The sequence below is a fragment of the Thiomicrospira cyclica ALM1 genome (genome assembly GCF_000214825.1).
GTDB lineage: Bacteria > Pseudomonadota > Gammaproteobacteria > Thiomicrospirales > Thiomicrospiraceae > Thiomicrospira > Thiomicrospira cyclica.
Genome location: NC_015581.1, coordinates 772,103 through 789,770, shown reverse-complemented (window position 1 = coordinate 789,770; position 17,668 = coordinate 772,103). Strand labels below are relative to the sequence as shown.

General features: G+C 44.7%; 18 protein-coding genes and 1 tRNA gene. 1 reads left to right on the top strand and 18 read right to left on the bottom strand.

Annotation, left to right across the window (positions count from 1 at the left end; all coding sequences use genetic code 11):
- Positions 1 to 10: 10 nt before the first annotated feature.
- The 16 genes from nuoI to rlmE form a co-directional block, all read right to left on the bottom strand.
- The gene (gene nuoI / locus THICY_RS03300; protein WP_013835197.1) at positions 11 to 502 is read right to left on the bottom strand and encodes an NADH-quinone oxidoreductase subunit NuoI; all 492 of its coding nucleotides are present in this window, start codon (positions 500 to 502) and stop codon (positions 11 to 13) included.
- 12 nt (positions 503 to 514) lie between these two features.
- Positions 515 to 1,576 carry an NADH-quinone oxidoreductase subunit NuoH gene (nuoH, locus tag THICY_RS03295; protein WP_013835196.1) on the bottom strand — a complete coding sequence of 354 codons (1,062 nt, stop codon included), beginning with the start codon at positions 1,574 to 1,576 and terminating at the stop codon, positions 515 to 517.
- 15 nt (positions 1,577 to 1,591) lie between these two features.
- On the bottom strand, positions 1,592 to 3,706 hold the full coding sequence (gene nuoG, locus THICY_RS03290) for an NADH-quinone oxidoreductase subunit NuoG (protein WP_013835195.1): 2,115 nt from the start codon (positions 3,704 to 3,706) through the stop codon (positions 1,592 to 1,594).
- Positions 3,707 to 3,739: 33 nt separating this feature from the next.
- Complete coding sequence (gene nuoF / locus THICY_RS03285) at positions 3,740 to 5,023, bottom strand: NADH-quinone oxidoreductase subunit NuoF (protein WP_013835194.1); 1,284 nt, start codon at positions 5,021 to 5,023, stop codon at positions 3,740 to 3,742.
- Between the two features lie 3 nt (positions 5,024 to 5,026).
- Positions 5,027 to 5,530 (bottom strand): NADH-quinone oxidoreductase subunit NuoE family protein, encoded by a 504-nt coding sequence (locus THICY_RS03280; RefSeq protein ID WP_013835193.1) that lies wholly within the window; start codon positions 5,528 to 5,530, stop codon positions 5,027 to 5,029.
- Positions 5,527 to 6,780, bottom strand: coding sequence for an NADH-quinone oxidoreductase subunit D (locus THICY_RS03275; RefSeq protein WP_013835192.1), 1,254 nt, complete (start codon positions 6,778 to 6,780; stop codon positions 5,527 to 5,529). Before THICY_RS03275 ends, THICY_RS03280 begins: the two co-directional genes overlap by 4 nt.
- A gap of 17 nt (positions 6,781 to 6,797) precedes the next feature.
- Positions 6,798 to 7,451, bottom strand: a complete 654-nt coding sequence (locus THICY_RS03270) for an NADH-quinone oxidoreductase subunit C (RefSeq protein WP_013835191.1) — start codon at positions 7,449 to 7,451, stop codon at positions 6,798 to 6,800.
- A 29-nt stretch (positions 7,452 to 7,480) separates the two neighbouring features.
- Positions 7,481 to 7,957, bottom strand: a complete 477-nt coding sequence (locus THICY_RS03265) for a NuoB/complex I 20 kDa subunit family protein (RefSeq protein WP_006459425.1) — start codon at positions 7,955 to 7,957, stop codon at positions 7,481 to 7,483.
- Entirely contained in the window at positions 7,948 to 8,304 is a 357-nt protein-coding gene (locus THICY_RS03260) for an NADH-quinone oxidoreductase subunit A (RefSeq protein ID WP_013835190.1), read from the bottom strand. Before THICY_RS03260 ends, THICY_RS03265 begins: the two co-directional genes overlap by 10 nt.
- 48 nt (positions 8,305 to 8,352) lie before the next feature.
- Positions 8,353 to 8,437 (bottom strand) — tRNA-Leu (locus THICY_RS03255).
- Between the two features lie 12 nt (positions 8,438 to 8,449).
- Positions 8,450 to 8,761: a preprotein translocase subunit SecG gene (gene secG, locus THICY_RS03250; RefSeq protein WP_013835189.1), complete on the bottom strand. Its 312-nt coding sequence runs from the start codon at positions 8,759 to 8,761 to the stop codon at positions 8,450 to 8,452.
- A complete protein-coding gene (gene tpiA, locus THICY_RS03245) occupies positions 8,749 to 9,519 on the bottom strand; it encodes a triose-phosphate isomerase (protein WP_013835188.1) in 771 nt (256 codons plus the stop codon). The genes secG and tpiA overlap by 13 nt, the downstream gene beginning before the upstream one ends.
- A gap of 68 nt (positions 9,520 to 9,587) precedes the next feature.
- Positions 9,588 to 10,925, bottom strand: a complete 1,338-nt coding sequence (gene glmM, locus THICY_RS03240; RefSeq protein ID WP_013835187.1) for a phosphoglucosamine mutase — start codon at positions 10,923 to 10,925, stop codon at positions 9,588 to 9,590.
- Positions 10,922 to 11,767, bottom strand: a complete 846-nt coding sequence (folP, locus tag THICY_RS03235; RefSeq protein WP_013835186.1) for a dihydropteroate synthase — start codon at positions 11,765 to 11,767, stop codon at positions 10,922 to 10,924. Before folP ends, glmM begins: the two co-directional genes overlap by 4 nt.
- 73 nt (positions 11,768 to 11,840) lie before the next feature.
- Positions 11,841 to 13,811: an ATP-dependent zinc metalloprotease FtsH gene (ftsH, locus tag THICY_RS03230; protein WP_013835185.1), complete on the bottom strand. Its 1,971-nt coding sequence runs from the start codon at positions 13,809 to 13,811 to the stop codon at positions 11,841 to 11,843.
- A 110-nt stretch (positions 13,812 to 13,921) separates the two neighbouring features.
- On the bottom strand, positions 13,922 to 14,539 hold the full coding sequence (rlmE, locus tag THICY_RS03225; protein WP_013835184.1) for a 23S rRNA (uridine(2552)-2'-O)-methyltransferase RlmE: 618 nt from the start codon (positions 14,537 to 14,539) through the stop codon (positions 13,922 to 13,924).
- 86 nt (positions 14,540 to 14,625) lie between these two features.
- Between rlmE and yhbY the strand changes: the two genes are divergently transcribed.
- Entirely contained in the window at positions 14,626 to 14,925 is a 300-nt protein-coding gene (gene yhbY, locus THICY_RS03220) for a ribosome assembly RNA-binding protein YhbY (protein WP_013835183.1), read from the top strand.
- Between the two features lie 13 nt (positions 14,926 to 14,938).
- Here the strand turns inward: yhbY and THICY_RS03215 are convergent, their stop codons facing one another.
- A complete protein-coding gene (locus THICY_RS03215) occupies positions 14,939 to 16,120 on the bottom strand; it encodes an O-succinylhomoserine sulfhydrylase (RefSeq protein ID WP_013835182.1) in 1,182 nt (393 codons plus the stop codon).
- Positions 16,121 to 17,644: an amidophosphoribosyltransferase gene (gene purF, locus THICY_RS03210; protein WP_013835181.1), complete on the bottom strand. Its 1,524-nt coding sequence runs from the start codon at positions 17,642 to 17,644 to the stop codon at positions 16,121 to 16,123.
- Between the last annotated feature and the right edge of the window lie 24 nt (positions 17,645 to 17,668).

Genomic DNA, 17,668 nt, shown 5'->3' with positions numbered 1-17,668 from the left:
CCAGGCCTGCTTAACGGTATTTCGCATCAGCTTGACGGTCTGCCGCAATCTGCGCTTCGTGTTTATCACCAAAAGCCAGTAATTTGTCTTTGGTCATAATGTTTTCGCCACGTTCCTGAAAGTCGTATTCAAATACGCGGGTTTCAACAACGGCATCTACTGGACATGCCTCTTCACAGAAGCCACAGTAAATACACTTAAACATGTCAATGTCATAACGGGTTGTTCGACGAGTACCATCATCACGCTGCTCGGCCTCGATAGTAATCGCGTTAGCAGGGCATACGGCTTCACACAATTTACAAGCAATACAACGCTCTTCGCCATTGGCATAACGACGCAGGGCATGATGGCCACGAAACCGTGGCGACAAAGGGGTCTTTTCTTCGGGGTAACGCACGGTAATTTTTTTCTTAAAGAAATACTTACCTGTTAGCGCCAAGCCTTTTAGTAATTCAGTTAACCCAAAGGTTTTAACTTGATGTTTTAAGAATGCAATCATGGCTACCCCCTATTAATTGAACCATGGACCGATGCTGAAGTAGTGCATGATAGCCACTACAAACACCCAGACAATTGTCAATGGAATTAAGACTTTCCAGCCTAGACGCATCAATTGATCATAACGATAGCGTGGAAAAGTCGCACGGAACCACAAGAAACAAAATAATAAAAATGCAACCTTCAGGAATAACCAAATAAAGCCAGGTATCCATGCGGTTAATGGGTCTAGCAACCAGATACCTTCAAAAGGCGAATACCAGCCACCAAGGAACATAATGGCAGTCATAAAGGCAATCAAAACCATCATGGCATATTCGGCCAACATAAAGACACCAAAGCCCATTGATGAATATTCGACGTGGAAACCGGCCACAATTTCAGCCTCGCCCTCAACCACATCAAATGGGGTGCGGTTGGTCTCAGCTAATCCCGAAATAAAATACACGGCTAACATGGGTAATAACGGAATCCAGTACCAGTTCCAGAAGCCGCCCTGCTGACCATGTACGATTTCAGTTAGGTTCATTGTGCCAGCAACCATTAATACAGTTACTAATGCAAAACCCATCGCAATTTCGTAGGAAACCTTTTGCGCTGAGGCACGCAAGGCACCCAAAAATGCATATTTGGAGTTAGACGCCCAACCAGCAATGATCACACCATAAACAACAATGGAGCTAACAGCCAACACATACATAACCCCGACATTAATGTCTGAAACCACGACGCCGTCATCAAAAGGAATCACTGCCCAAGCGGCCACTACCGGTGCAAGCGCCAATACCGGTGCAATCAAAAATAGATACAAATTTGCTTGATGCGGGCGAATGAATTCTTTCATGATCAATTTCAGGGCATCCGCAAAAGGTTGCAAAATACCATAGGGACCAACACGGTTGGGACCCATACGAACCTGCATAAAACCAATAACCTTACGTTCTGCGAGGGTTAAAAAGGCAACAGCAATCATAATTGGCACAATTACTACCATCACCTGAATGACGAGCGTAATAAGTATGGCCAACCAGTCGTACAAAAAAAGACTTAGCCAGTTTTGAAGCGCATTAAACATGTAGTTGTCCTTTTATTAGATTGTACGAACCGTTGCTTGCGCATCCGGTGTCGCCTGCAAAGCTGGTGCACGACGCACTAAGCTATCAATCGCATAACAACCCATATGAGCCTGGGTTAGGTTCATTGCGTTATCGGGCTTACTTAATGCTAAATCTTGATAATTAACCGTCACAGCGGGTTTTGCTGTGGCCTGCCACTCATTTAAGACATCCTGACTGGATACATAGTCAAAACCATTGAGCTGAGTTAAGTTACCTAATACACGCAAAATTTTCCATAGCGGTTTAGATTCACCGGTCGCATTTGCAACGATCTTGAAACTCTGTAGATCACCTTGCAGGTTAATGTACGAACCACAATTTTCTGCAAACACAGCCATCGGTAGTTGGATGGTGGCATAATCCGTTGCCGTTGCACTGGTAAAAGCACTGACATGAATCCATGCCTCGGCTTGCTTGAGCATTGCTAAAGCCGCATTAGCATCAATAGCATCGGCTTCAGGTTCAACACCAAGAGTGACAACCAATTTTTTGTTAGCAAGACGCTCTGCTAAGTTATCGGCTTGATTGGCTTGCAGATCACCAAGAATACGGTGCGCGCCCTGGGTATTAGCAAACATCGCTAAATCGGCAACCTGGGTTTCTGTCAACTCAGCAAGCATACTGGCCATTTTTAATAGACTGGAATAGTCTTTATCCGATTGCGCCATTTGACCCAACATAATTAAACCATCTTTGGCGGCAATCAATTGTTCAACGGTCTGCTTGGCATCTGCTGAAACAGTAATATCAGCAATTTCAGCCGGTACCGCCCGCCCCTTAATCTCACAAGCCACCTTAACTAGGACTGCTAAGCCATTGAAAAGTGAAGGGTTAATCATGTCGGGCTTCATAGTAATATTTTGGTCTAACTGATCCGTAGCTAAACAACTAATTCGAGCACCCGCAAGCTGCGCTTTACGCAAACGGTTATTGAGTAGCGGTAACTCTTTGCGCAAATAACAACCCACTAACAAGGCTGCATCCAATTGTTCGATACTCGCAAATGGACGATTAAGCCCTTGGTTAAGACCCAATTTATCGGCACGGAAATCTTGCTGTTTGAGACGATACTCAATCTGACTCATACCCAATTGCGTAAATAACTGACGTGCAAGATGCAACTCTTCAAGAGTCGCATTGGGCGATATCAATACAACAACATCGTTAGACTGATTTTTGTACTGGCTTAATAGATCGGCGGTTTTCTCAAGCGCGGTTTCCCACTCAAGCGCTTGCCACTCACCTTGCTCTTTCGACATAGGTTGTAGTAACCGATCTTGGTGCACTAAGGCCTCATAGGAAAAACGATCACGATCCGAAATCCATGTTTCATTAACAGCCTCATTTTCTTTAGGTACCACTCGCATAACTTCGCCGTTACGAGTATGCACGAAAATATTAGAGCCTATGGAATCGTGCGGTGCAATTGTCGGCGTTGACTTCATTTCCCAGGAACGCGCTTTATAGCGATAAGGCTTTGAGGTTAGAGCACCTACCGGGCATAAATCAATCATGTTGCCAGAAAGTTCGGATGAAATGGATTTTTCAATGTAAGTCCCAATTTCCAACCACTCGGAACGACCAGTGGCTCCTAATTCCTTAAGACCAGCAATTTCCTGACCGAAGCGAACACAGCGCGTACAGTGAATACAACGGGTCATATCAGTTTGGATAAGCGAACCGACGTTGCGATCACCAACGATACGCTTGCCTTCTGAATAACGTGACACATCGTCACCATAATCCATAGCAACGTCTTGTAATTCACACTCACCACCCTGATCACATATTGGGCAATCTAATGGGTGGTTAATGAGTAGAAATTCCATAACGGCTTTTTGTGCCGCAACGGCTTTGGGTGACTTGGTATTCACCTTCATTCCATCAGTAACAGGCGTTGCACAGGCTGGCACGGCTTTCGGTGCACCTTCTACTTCTACCAGACACATACGACAGTTAGCTGCAATTGACAACTTTTTGTGATAACAGAAACGGGGAATCGAAACTTTCGCGCCATCTGCCACATCGATGAGCATATCGCCTTCGCGTGCGTTGACAATTTGACCGTTGATTTCAATTTTAATCATAGTACTTAACCTATTAGTGAGTCTGACCCTGGATTACGCACGGTCGAAAATACTGCAACCGTGATCAATGTAATGATGAAATTCATGTTCGTAATGTTTCAAGAAACTGGCAACAGGAATTGCCGCAGCATCACCCAATCCACAAATCACTCGTCCCATAATCTTGCCGGAGACGTCTTTTAATGTTTCGATATCTTCCGGACGCCCTTTGCCCTGAACAATTCTATGTACCATACGATACATCCAACCAGTCCCTTCACGACATGGCGTACATTGACCACAGGATTCGTCATAGTAGAACCACGTCAAACGCTCAAGCGCTTTAACCATATCGGTGTGATCATCCATAATAATGACCGAACCAGCGCCCAAAAAAGATCCCGCTTTTGCAATCGAATCATAGTCCATAGTCATTGCTAATGCATTCTCAGCCGGTAAAACGGCTGTTGATGAACCACCCGGAATAACGGCTTTGAGTTGACGCCCTTTCCACATACCACCAGCTTCAGCTAACAGGTCTTTGAAAGGCGTTCCCATTGGAATTTCATAGTTACCTGGCTTGTTAATGTGACCAGACATCGAGAAGAGTTTGGTACCACCGGCATTCGCAACACCGATGTCTCGGAACCATTCACCACCTTTTGCTAAAATCATCGGAATCGATGCAAGGGTTTCCGTATTATTTATTGTTGTAGGTTTGCCATACAAACCATAACTTGCAGGAAATGGTGGCTTAAAGCGAGGTTGACCCTTTTTACCTTCAATAGACTCGATCAAGGCCGTTTCTTCACCACAGATATAAGCCCCAGCGCCTAAGTGCGTGTGTAAATCAAAACTGTGCCCAGAGCCAAGAATATTTTCGCCCAGCAGGCCTGCTGCTCTGGCTTGCTCAACGGCACCCGTAAAACGCTTATAGGGTTCCCAAAACTCGCCACGTATGTAGTTATAGCCAGCATTCGCACCAATAACATAACCAGCAATCATCATGCCTTCGATTAACTGGTGGGGGTTATAACGCATGATATCGCGATCTTTAAAGGTACCTGGCTCACTTTCATCTGAATTACACAACAAATACTTAGGCCCCGGAGCATGACGATTCATGAAGCTCCATTTCAATCCAGTTGGAAAGCCCGCACCACCACGGCCACGTAGGTTAGAGGTTTTTACTTCGTCGATAATTTCTTGTGGCGATAACTCGCCGGCTAACACGCGTTTCCAAACTTCATAACCGCCCTGGGCAATATAAACATCAATATCCCAAGAGCGATCTAAATGGTTATTTCTGTAACAACATTGGTTTAGCTCAATACTCATCACTTACTCCAAATTGTCCAAGATTTCATCAACCCGTGCTTCGGTTAAATCTTCATAGAACACCTGACCAATCTGCATCATGGGTGCACCACCACACGCCCCTAAGCATTCAACTTTCTTAATTGAAAATTTGCCATCAGGTGTTACTTCGCCGACTTTAACGTTCAATTTCTTTTCGAGATAACTCAACAACTCGTCAGAACCGCGGAGCATGCACGAGATGTTCGTGCACAAACAAATTTTGTGTTTACCAACTGGCTTATGCTCAAAATTAGAATAGAAGGTCGCAACTTCGTATACCGAAATAGGCGTCATTTCTAAATACTCAGCAACTTGATCCATTAACTCTTTGGTTAAATGACCACCCTGAGTTTCCTGAATAATCCGTAGAGCCGCAATGACGGCGGATTGCTTTTGATCATCAGGGTAACGTGCTAACCAACGGTCAATTCGTGTTTTGACTTCGCCTTGAATGACATTATTCGCTACTACTTGGCTTTGGCTCATCGGTCAATTTCTCCAAATACAATATCTTGGGTGCCGATGATGGTTACAACATCGGCAATCATGTGGCCCTTGGCCATTTCATCGAGTGCCGCAAGATGCGGGAAACCCGGTGCCCGGATTTTTAAGCGATAAGGTTTATTGGCGCCGTCTGACACCAAGTACACCCCAAACTCTCCTTTCGGATGCTCAACAGCACTGTAAACCTCACCGGGTGGCGTTATAAAGCCTTCGGTAAAGAGTTTAAAGTGGTGAATCAATGCTTCCATATTAGATTTGGCGTCAACGCGTGAGGGAGGTGTTACTTTATGGTTATCGGCAATGACCGGACCTGGATTGGCTTTGAGCCATTGCACACATTGTTTAATAATTTTGTTAGATTCGCGCATTTCAGCAACACGAACCAAATATCGGTCATAGCTATCACCGGTTTTGCCGACAGGAATGTCGAAATCCAGACGGTCATAGACTTCATAGGGTTGTTTTTTACGTAAGTCCCACGCAATACCTGAGCCGCGCAACATCGGTCCAGAGAAGCCAAGTTGCAAGGCACGCTCTGGTGATACGATACCGATATCAACGGTACGCTGCTTCCAAATACGATTATCAGTCAATAAAGTCTCATATTCATCAACATAACCTGGAAAACGCTCCGTAAAGGCTTCAATAAAGTCTAATAAACTGCCTTCGCGAGTTTCATTCAGCTTGTTAAGATCTTTACCTTTGTGCCATGGTGATTCAGAGTATTTGGACATAGTATCTGGTAAATCTCGGTACACGCCGCCTGGGCGATAGTAGGTGGCGTGCATACGCGTGCCCGATACCGCTTCATAACAATCCATAAGGTCTTCACGTTCGCGAAAAGCATAAAGGAATACTGTCATGGCACCGATATCTAAGGCATGAGCCCCAAGCCACATTAAGTGATTAAGAATACGGGTAATTTCGTCAAACATGACACGGATATATTGTGCACGTTCCGGCACTTTAACACCGAGAAGTTTTTCAATAGCCAATACATAACCATGTTCATTGACCATCATAGACACATAATCGAGACGATCCATGTAACCAATTGATTGGTTATAGGGCTTATACTCAGCCAATTTTTCAGTTCCACGGTGCAATAAACCAATATGTGGATCAGAACGAACAATCGTTTCACCATCCAACTCAAGGACAAGACGTAACACACCATGCGCTGATGGATGCTGGGGGCCAAAGTTCAGGGTATAGTTTTTAATTTCAGGCATGATCAATTCCCTTGCATTTAATGGCGAATAACCCGCGGAACGTTAACACGGTTTTCAATAGAAACCGGCTCATATACCACTCTCCCTTTTTCACTGTCGTAGCGCATTTCAACATGGCCAACCAAAGGAAAGTCTTTACGTAAAGGGTGACCCACAAACCCGTAATCTGTCAAAATACGGCGTAAATCAGGGTGACCAATAAAAATAATTCCAAATAAATCAAACGCTTCACGTTCAAACCAGTTGGCAACATTCCAAATATCACTGACTGTATCAAACATAGGTTGTGCTGAGTCAACAGCATAAGTTTTGACACGAAGACGTAAATTAGAGGTTATTGAAAGCAGGTGATAAACCACACAGAAACGATTAGGAGCATCTAAACCTTCTGTCTCATGGATAGGTTCAAAATCAAACACACCACGACTGAAACCCGTATTAACCGCCTGATCAGACTCCCAGTTTGTTTGGCCAAACGACAGATAGTCAACACCACACAAATCCATCAACATCTCGAAGCCAAACTCGTCGCGCAAGCGCAACATCACAGCACGAAGATTCTCTGGTGAAACCGTAAGACTTAACTCATCATACTCATGCTTAAGTTCGTTAAAATGACCGGATAAATTTTGTTCAATGCGCATTTGCAAATCGTGAACGGATTGTTTCATAAGCTTACCTAAGATGTGTGCTTGGATTGCTAGCGTGCAATCGTATTAGTCTTACGGATTTTCTTTTGCAGTTGCAAAATACCGTATAACAAAGCCTCTGCAGTCGGCGGACAACCTGGCACATAAACATCCACCGGCACGATGCGGTCGCATCCTCTGACTACAGAGTATGAATAATGATAATAACCGCCACCATTGGCGCAAGATCCCATGGAAATAACCCAGCGTGGCTCAGCCATTTGGTCATAAACCTTGCGCAAAGCAGGTGCCATTTTGTTAACCAGCGTACCAGCTACTATCATCACGTCCGATTGTCGCGGACTAGGTCTAAAAATGATTCCAAAACGGTCTAGGTCATAACGCGAAGCACCGGCATGCATCATTTCGACAGCACAGCAAGCCAAGCCAAAGGTCATTGGCCATAACGAGCCGGTTCTTGCCCAGTTGATTAACTTGTCAGCAGAGGTGGTAACCACCCCTTCTTTTAAAACGCCTTCTATTCCCATTCCAAGGCCCCCTTTCTCCATTCATAGATAAAGCCTACGACTAAAAGCGTTAAAAACACACCCATTGAAAAAAGACCAAATAAGCCAATGTCATCTAGAACAATAGCCCATGGGAATAAGAAAGCGATTTCGAGATCAAATATTATAAAAAGAATTGCTACAAGGTAGAATCGCACATCAAACTTCATGCGTGAATCTTCAAAGGCTTCAAAACCACACTCATATGGTGAGTTTTTTTCGGCATCTGGCTTATTTGGCGCTAACACAAAACTCATCACTAGTGGACCAATCCCAAAAAGAATCCCTATGACCGCAAATACCAGTATAGGTAAATAATTTTCTAGCATAGGTTTTTCACCTCTTCTAGTTTATATGAAAGGCGTTAGCCTAAAAAATGGTGCCGATGGCCGGACTCGAACCGGCACAGCTTGCGCCACTACCCCCTCAAGATAGCGTGTCTACCAATTTCACCACATCGGCGTATATATTGATTTAGTCTGGAACTACTGGACCACGGTTTACAGGCCGCTCAGCAGGCGCCGATTGTTCAGTTACCACGCTTTGGTAACCCTTAGCTTGTTTACTTGCAATGTAAGCAAGCGACAAACTGGTGATAAAAAACAAGGTGGCTAACAACGCGGTCATTCTGGATAAGAAGGTCGCACTCCCACGGCTACCAAACACCGACTGCGAAGAACCGCCAAAGTTAGCCCCAGCGTCAGCACCCTTACCGTGCTGTAACAGAACAAGCACTACCAAACTGAATGCAAGGACAATGTGTACTGCAAGAACTATTTCAAACATGATTGCGAAGCCGCCTTACAAATTGCTAAAAAATCCATCGGATCAAGTGACGCACCGCCAATTAACCCACCATCAATATCGGGTTGAGCAAACAAAGCAGCGGCATTATCCGGTTTTACACTACCGCCATACTGAATCACTACCTGCTGTGCAACTGCTGTATCATGTTGTGCAAGAAGGTTACGTATAAACGCATGTACCGCTTGGGCTTGCTCAGGGCTTGCTGTCTTACCGGTACCAATCGCCCAAATAGGCTCATAGGCAATTACAATATTAGCAAATGCTGCAATACCAACCTTTTCAATAACAGCTATAAGCTGTGTTTTAACCACATGTTCTGTTTGGTCGCTTTCGCGCTCTTCTAGAGTTTCACCAATACATAAAATAGGTGTTAGGTTTTTATCGAGCACAATCGCAACCTTGTCGGCTACCTGACGATCGGTTTCGCAATAAAACGCACGACGTTCTGAGTGACCAACAATCGCATAGGGCACACCCATATCAACAAGCATATCAACAGACACTTCACCAGTGTAGGCGCCAAAACCTGCTTGATCGCATACATTTTGCACACCAACTTTTACACTACTTGAAGTGAGCTGTGATTGTACAGCACTTACATATAGACTTGGGGGACAAACCGCTATATTTACATTATTCAACGCCTCAGCTTGCTGTGTAAACTGCCCCAAGTGGTCTTGAATCATAGCTTTGGAGCCATGCATCTTCCAATTTCCTGCAACAAATGGGATTCTCACGCATCCATCTCCAATTTAAAGGTCGCATAATATTACTGGCTTTATTGTTAAATTACAATCTTGACAACTTATGAAAAACCCTTTTCTACCCATTTTGCGAGCAATTTTGCGTGTTCTTCAACCCGTTTAGCATCTTGCCCTTCCACCATAACCCTAACCAGTGGCTCAGTCCCTGATGCCCGAATTAATAACCGCGCTTCGTGCTGATGGTTTTTTTCAAACTCAGCAATAGCTTGAAGTAATGGCGGATAAGTTTCTGGATCATAATGCCGAGTCACTTTAACATTAATCATATGCATGGGAAATTTGGTTAATCCATGTAATAAATTCTCCCAACCACCTTGCTCACAATAAATACTTAAAAACTGCAGTGCCGCAATGATGCCGTCACCTGTTGATGATTTATCTAAACACAGAATATGCCCCGACCCTTCAGCACCTAAGCTAAGATTCTGCGCCTTGAGCGTTGCCATAACATATCGATCACCTACAGCCGCACGATGAAGCTTTTTACCAATTGCAGCCAATGCTTGCTCAATGCCCAGGTTAGTCATTAATGTACCCACTACTGCCCGCTCATTGGGGTATTTATGTCGAGCAAGCAAATACAAAATATCATCGCCATCTACGATACGACCCTTATCCGTGACGAGCATTAGACGATCACCATCTCCATCAAGCGCAATACCTATATTTGCGCCACTTCTTTGCACTTTTTCAATCAGCACATCCAGGTGAGTAGCACCACACTCTTGATTGATATTTAAACCATTCGGCTCTACGCCTATACGACTTACCTTAGCCCCAAGCTCTTCAAACACCGCCGGTGCTATGTGATAAGTCGCACCATGCGCACAGTCGACAACTAGGTGCAAACCATCTAGAGCACCTTGGCCATCAAAGGTACTTTTACAAAACTCAATATAGCGTCCGGGTGCATCATTAACGCGCTGAGCCTTCCCTAAAGTTGCAAGATGATCTGCTTGCTCAGGATGCACCATAGGCTGATCAAATGCGGTCTCAATGGCTAGCTCAAGTTCGTCCGACACTTTTAAACCTTGTGCATCAAAAAACTTAATACCGTTGTCATAGTGCGGATTATGAGAGGCGCTAATGACAATACCAAGATCGGCTCTGAATGTACGAGTCAAATAAGCAATGGCAGGTGTGGGCATTGGGCCAAGTAGTAAAACATCAATCCCTGCATAAATTAATCCTGCTTCTAACGCCGACTCAAACATATAACCAGAGATTCGGGTATCCTTGCCGATTAATACACGACTTGCTCCCTGCGCCTTCAGAACCTGACCAGTTGCCCAACCTAGTTTTAACATCTGGTCCGGCGTCATTAAACCCTGACCAACCTGATTTCTTATACCATCAGTTCCGAAATATCGTTTTTTCATCTTTTACCTTTTTCTGCAAACCACGGCGTCAACGCCTCTATCAATTGCCACGCCTGCCTAGTTTCCACTACATCATGTACACGAATAATTCTCGCCCCCTGCGCTAGTGCAAGAACAGCCGCTACAACGCTAGGTAGAAGCCGCTGCTCAACCGGCAAATCATTAAGCAATGCACCTAACATTGATTTACGTGACACGCCCACTAAAATCGGATGCCCAAGCGCCAGTAACTTATTGAGATCACGAAAGAGCGCAGTATTGTGCTCAAGCGTTTTACCAAAGCCAAATCCGGGATCTAGGCAAATACGCTCTGATGCAATACCTTGTTGACGACACGCATGAACACGTTCCGCTAAAAAACGCACCACATCACTAACTACATCATCATAGCGTGGGGATTGCTGCATGGTTGCTGATTCACCCTGCTTATGCATCAAACAGATCGCAGCACTTGAATGCTCGCTTAACACAGATAGCGCATCACCTTCCTGCAGAGCATTCACATCATTAATCATATCAACACCCAATGAGAGTGCTTGGCGCATCACTTCGGACTTATAGGTATCAACAGAAATATAACAGTCAGTGTATTGCCGCGCCATCTCAATAGCCGGTAAAACGCGTGACAATTCCTCATCAAGACTTACAGCTTGGGCACCAGGCCTGGTAGACTCTCCACCAATATCAATGATATCAACCTGCTGTTCGACACATAGAGCAAGCTGTCTCTTGAGCTGCTCTTGGTGCATTAATTGACCACCATCACTAAATGAGTCAGGGGTGACATTAACAATCGCCATTAACATCGGCTTAGGTGCATTGAGTGCATTAACTAACGACATAAGGATTACTCACCAATAAAAAAACCCTCCACAAGGAGGGTGATTTTAACGCATTAAATGATAAAAAAATTAATTACGAGTGCTTTGGCTGCCCTTCAACATCCGTCGCATCATCAGCGGAAGCATCCAAGGTATCATCAAGGTTTGCTTCTGCAACCTCTTCCACATCACTAGACGGCCTTGCTTCACTAGGCGCTTGCGTATCATCAGACTCTGTCCAATCCGCCGGCTTACCAGGCTCGCGCCCCTCCATAATATTCTTAATTTGCTCCGCATCAATCGTTTCATATTGCATCAAAGCATCAGCCATAATATCTAATTTTTCTTTGTGCTCAGCAAGAATACGCTGCGAGCGCTGGTAGTTTTCATCAATAACGCGACGAACTTCAGCGTCAATTAGTTTTGCTGTTTCATCCGAAACTGCAGTCGTACGACTAGAACTACCTAAGAACCCATGCTGCTCTTCTTCTTCATAAAGCAACGGACCCAACTTATCAGAGAGACCCCATTTCATTACCATGCTTCTTGCTAGCTTGGTCGCACGTTCGATGTCATTGGAGGCACCGGTAGTCACCGCATCGGCACCAAATACCATCTCTTCGGCAATACGACCACCATATAAGCTTGACAGCTGACTTTCCAATTTACGTTTCGAATAACTCCAAGAGTCCTCTAAAGGTAGATACATGGTGACACCTAATGCACGACCCCTTGGGATAATTGACACTTTATATACAGGATCATGCTCAGGAACGATATAACCAATAATGGCATGTCCAGCTTCATGGTATGCCGTTAAGCGTTTCTCAGCTTCACTCATAACCATAGACCGGCGTTCTACACCCATCAAAATTTTATCTTTAGCTTTTTCAAAATGCCCCTGAGTAACCATACGGTCACCTAAACGAGCCGCAAACAAAGCGGCCTCGTTGACGAGGTTAGCAAGGTCAGCACCTGAGAAACCTGGTGTACCACGCGCAATAAGTGCTGGTTTAACATCTTCAGCAACTGGTACTTTGCGCATATGCACCTTTAGGATCTGTTCGCGACCACGCACATCAGGTAAACCAACGGTTACTTGACGGTCAAAGCGACCTGGACGCAGCAAGGCGGGATCCAAGACATCTGGACGGTTTGTCGCGGCAATAACAATAATACCTTCATGACCTTCAAAACCATCCATTTCAACCAACATTTGATTAAGGGTTTGCTCTCGTTCATCATTGCCACCACCCATACCAACACCTCGGCTACGGCCAACAGCATCAATCTCATCAATAAAAATAATACAAGGCGCATGGGCTTTTGCTTGCTCAAACATATCACGAACACGAGAAGCACCCACACCAACAAACATTTCAACGAAATCCGAACCTGAAATAGTAAAGAACGGAACTTTTGCTTCCCCTGCAATAGCCTTGGCTAACAAAGTTTTACCGGTGCCTGGTGGACCTACCATCAATACGCCACGAGGAATTTGACCGCCAAGGTTCTGATATTTGGTGGGATCTCTTAAGAAATCAACCAGTTCGGCAACTTCTTCTTTCGCCTCGTCAGCACCCGCCACGTCATTAAAACTAACCTTAACTTGGTCTTCAGAAAGCATACGCGCCTTGCTCTTACCAAAAGACATTGGTCCGCCTTTACCACCAAGTCCCCCACCCATTGAGCGCATGAAGAAAATCCATAGGGCAATCAATAACAACATTGGGAACCAAGAAATAAAAATCTGTAATAACAGGCTTTGTTTTTCTGGTGGCTGCGAACTAACTGTTACGCGATTCTGAAGTAGATCTCCCATTAAACCAGGATCGCCAGGATTATAGGTGGTGAAAGCTTCGCCATTATTGTAGACACCACGAATAGTTGCCCCTTCGATATTGACACGGCTAATTTGACCTTCGCGCACCTGATCAATAAACTGAGAATAATCCAGTCGCGTATTGTTTTGTTGTGTATTGCCTCCAAAATGGTTAAACACAGACATCAATACCAACGCCACTGCCGCCCAAATTAAAATGTTTTTTAACATATCGTTTTTCATTAACAACTTCCTTAAGTGGCCACCATTAGGCTATCAGAAACTTCTTCAATTTTAATCATAGCATGAGCATGCACACCCCGCAAAAACTAAAGGGTGTAAACTTAGCGCAATTATCGCTTTTTCAGTCCTAATAAATAGATTTCACTACTTCGGGCGCGTGATGCCTGCGGCTTTCTGGTTATGACCTTACAATAGTCTTGACGCATTGTAGCCAACAATTGCTCATAACCCTCGCCCTGAAATACTTTCATAAGGACGTTACCACCAGGTTTCAATACACGACTAGCTAAATCAAGGGTTAATTCGACTAAATACATCGCACGAGGAATATCGACGCCCTTGTTACCACTAAAGTTAGGCGCCATATCCGACATGACTAAGTCCACAGGTCTTTTATTAATTAAATCGAGTAGCTTTTCAAAAACACTTTCCTCGGTGAAATCACCTTGTAAAAACCTAACTCCAGCATAAGATTCAACGGGTAAGATATCCAAAGCCAGTACTTCACCTGCATGGCTGACTTGCTGTGCGGCATACTGCGACCAACCTCCCGGTGCTGCCCCTAAATCTATAACTAGCATATCGGGTTTTATTAACTGATCTTTTTCATTTATCTCTTTCAATTTGTAAATGGCACGTGACCGCCAGCCCTCTTTTTGCGCTTGTAAAACATAAGGGTCGTCAAAGTGTTCTTGCAACCAACGTGAACTCGATTTTGATCTAGCCATGAAATTCCTATTTGCAATATCAATTTAGATTAAGATTTTTAGGGCGATTTACTATAAGATAACGACAATTTTATGGAAGGTAACTTATGACATCACTCACCAAAACACAACTTAAATATCTTAAAGGACTGGGGCATCACCTCAATCCGGTCATTCTTGTCGGTGCGCAGGGCATTTCTGACAACCTGCTTGCGGAACTTGATAAGGCGTTAAGTCACCATGAGCTGATTAAAATAAAAATCGCCCATGATGATCGGGATAGCCGCCGCGCCATGAACGATGAGATTTTGAAAGCCAGTAAAGCAGTTCTAGTGAGCGCAATAGGCAAGACTTTTATTTTGTATCGCACTAACCCCAAAGCCCCTAAAGTAGCATTACCGCGCTAATTACTAGCGCGATTTAAACGAGTAGCGCGTCCAGACCACGTGATAAATCGGCCTTGATATCTTCAATGTCTTCTAAGCCCACTGAAATTCGCACAAGATTATCAGTAATGCCGGTTGCTAAACGCTGTGCTGGCTCAACACGACAATGTGTGGTTGTTGATGGGTGCGTAATACTGGTTTTTACATCACCTAGGTTGGCTGTAATCGATAAAAACTTTGTCGCATCAATAATGGACCAGGCTGCTGCTTGATCCCCCTTAACTCGAAAACTAAGTAAACCACCGCCACCGGATTGTTGACGCATCGCTAATTCATGCTGAGGATGCGATTTTAGACCCGGATAAAATACCTGCTCGACCGCAGGATGCTCACTTAGCCATTCCGCTAAAGCTTGTGCGGCAGCACTATGTGCTTTCATTCTTAGTGCTAGGGTTTCAAGTCCTTTTAAAAAGACCCAAGCGTTAAATGGACTCATGCTCGGTCCTGCCGTGCGAATCACGCCACGAACGGTCTCACCCACAGCTTCATGACTACCCACGACGGCCCCCCCCAAACACCGCCCCTGTCCATCCAAAAACTTAGTTGCTGAATGAATTATGATATCAGCGCCTAAACTGAGTGGCCGTTGAAGTATCGGCGTACAAAAACAATTATCAACCACTAATAGGGCATCATGTTGTTTTGCCAGACCTGATAAATAACCAATATCAGCAACCTCTGTCAGTGGGTTTGAGGGGGTTTCTAAAAACAACATTTTCGTATTTGGCTGGACAGCATCCGCCCAGCCCTGCTGGTCTGTTTGTGCTACAAAGGTGACTTCAATACCAAAGTTGGCGAGGTATTTGGTAAACAATACTTTGGTGGTACCAAAAATGCTACTTGAAGACAGCAAATGGTCGCCAGATTTTAGTAAGCCCATACAGCAGGCTAAAATCGCCGACATCCCCGATGCCGTAGCCACACAAGCTTGACCACCCTCAAGCACCGCTAATTTATTTTCAAAGGTTCTAACTGTTGGATTAGTGAAACGAGAATACACATTACCCGGAGCTTCGCCACTGAATCTCTGCGCGGCTTCTTGAGCACTTTGATACACAAAGCTAGATGTAGGAAAAATGGCTTCCGAATTTTCTTGCTCATGTGTACGCTCATATCCCATACGAATAGCCAGGGTATCTAGGGACCAGTCTTCCATTTATTCTCCTTGATTGTGCAATCCAACTACTTCGGGGGTCGGTGTTTGTTGTTGCTCTTTTGCACTATCGTTACGGCTTTTATCAATCGATGCCAAATACTCAGAGGTAATATCGCCAGTCACATAAACACCACTAAAACAGGAGGTGTCAAAAGATGAAATCAACTCACTGCCCGCCCCTACCGCTTCAATCAAATCATCTAAATCTTGGTAAATCAGTTTATCGGCGCCGATAAAGTCCGCAACCTCTTCTGTTGTGCGGTTGTTAGCGACCAGTTCCGAAGCAGATGGCATATCAATACCGTAGACGTATGGATAGCGAACTGCTGGAGCTGCCGATGCAAAATAAACATTTTTAGCACCAGCATCACGTGCCATTTGAACTATCTCGCCCGAAGTAGTACCGCGTACAATAGAATCATCTACAAGTAATACATTCTTTCCCTCAAACTCTAAGCCAATGGCGTTGAGCTTTTGGCGAACCGACTTTTTACGTTGCGTTTGCCCGGGCATAATGAAAGTACGACCGATATAACGGTTTTTAATAAAACCCTCACGATATGGTACGTTTAACATAGCTGCCAGCTGCAGTGCAGACGTACGACTGGTATCTGGAATCGGCATCACCACATCAATATCATGCCCCTGCCATTCACGCTGAATCTTTTCGGCCAGCTTTTCGCCCATACGCAACCGCGACTTATAAACGGAGATATCGTCAATCATTGAATCCGGACGCGCAAAATACACAAACTCGAAAATACATGGTGAGTAAACCGGTTTATCGTGACATTGTTCAAAAAAAATGTCGCCCTCTGGTGTTACCACAACTGCCTCACCCGGCGCGACATCGCGGTAACGGGTAAAACCTAAACCATCCAACGCGACGCTTTCAGAGGCAATCATGTAATCGGTTGTGCCAGCCGCGTTGGTACGCTTACCAACAATCAAAGGACGTAATGCATATGGATCACGGAAGGCAAACAGGCCAACACCCGAAACGATACCTATCGCCGCGTAACCGCCCCGAACGCGCTTATGCACACTCCGAACCGCATTAAAAATATCTTTCTGATCAACGAATAATTTCTTTTGGTTCATTAACTCATGTGCAAAAACATTTAACAGTACTTCAGAGTCTGAGTTGGTATTGAGATGACGCAAATCCTGTTGATAAATCTCTTGGCTTAACTGCTCCGCATTGGTAAGGTTGCCATTATGACCAAGAACAATGCCATAGGGTGAGTTGACATAAAAAGGTTGCGCTTCAGAGCTTGATGACGAACCCGCCGTTGGGTAGCGAACATGACCTAAACCGGTACTGCCATGTAAATCACGCATATGGCGCGTGCGGAACACATCTTTAACTAAACCATTTTCTTTGCGCTGGTAAAAACGCCCGCCTTGATGGGTTACAATTCCGGCCGCATCTTGACCACGATGTTGCAAAATTGTCAGCGCATCGTAAATCTCTTGGTTTACGGGTGCGCCCAATGCTGAAACTATTCCAACTACTCCACACATTTGCTCTGCTCACTTACTGGTAAG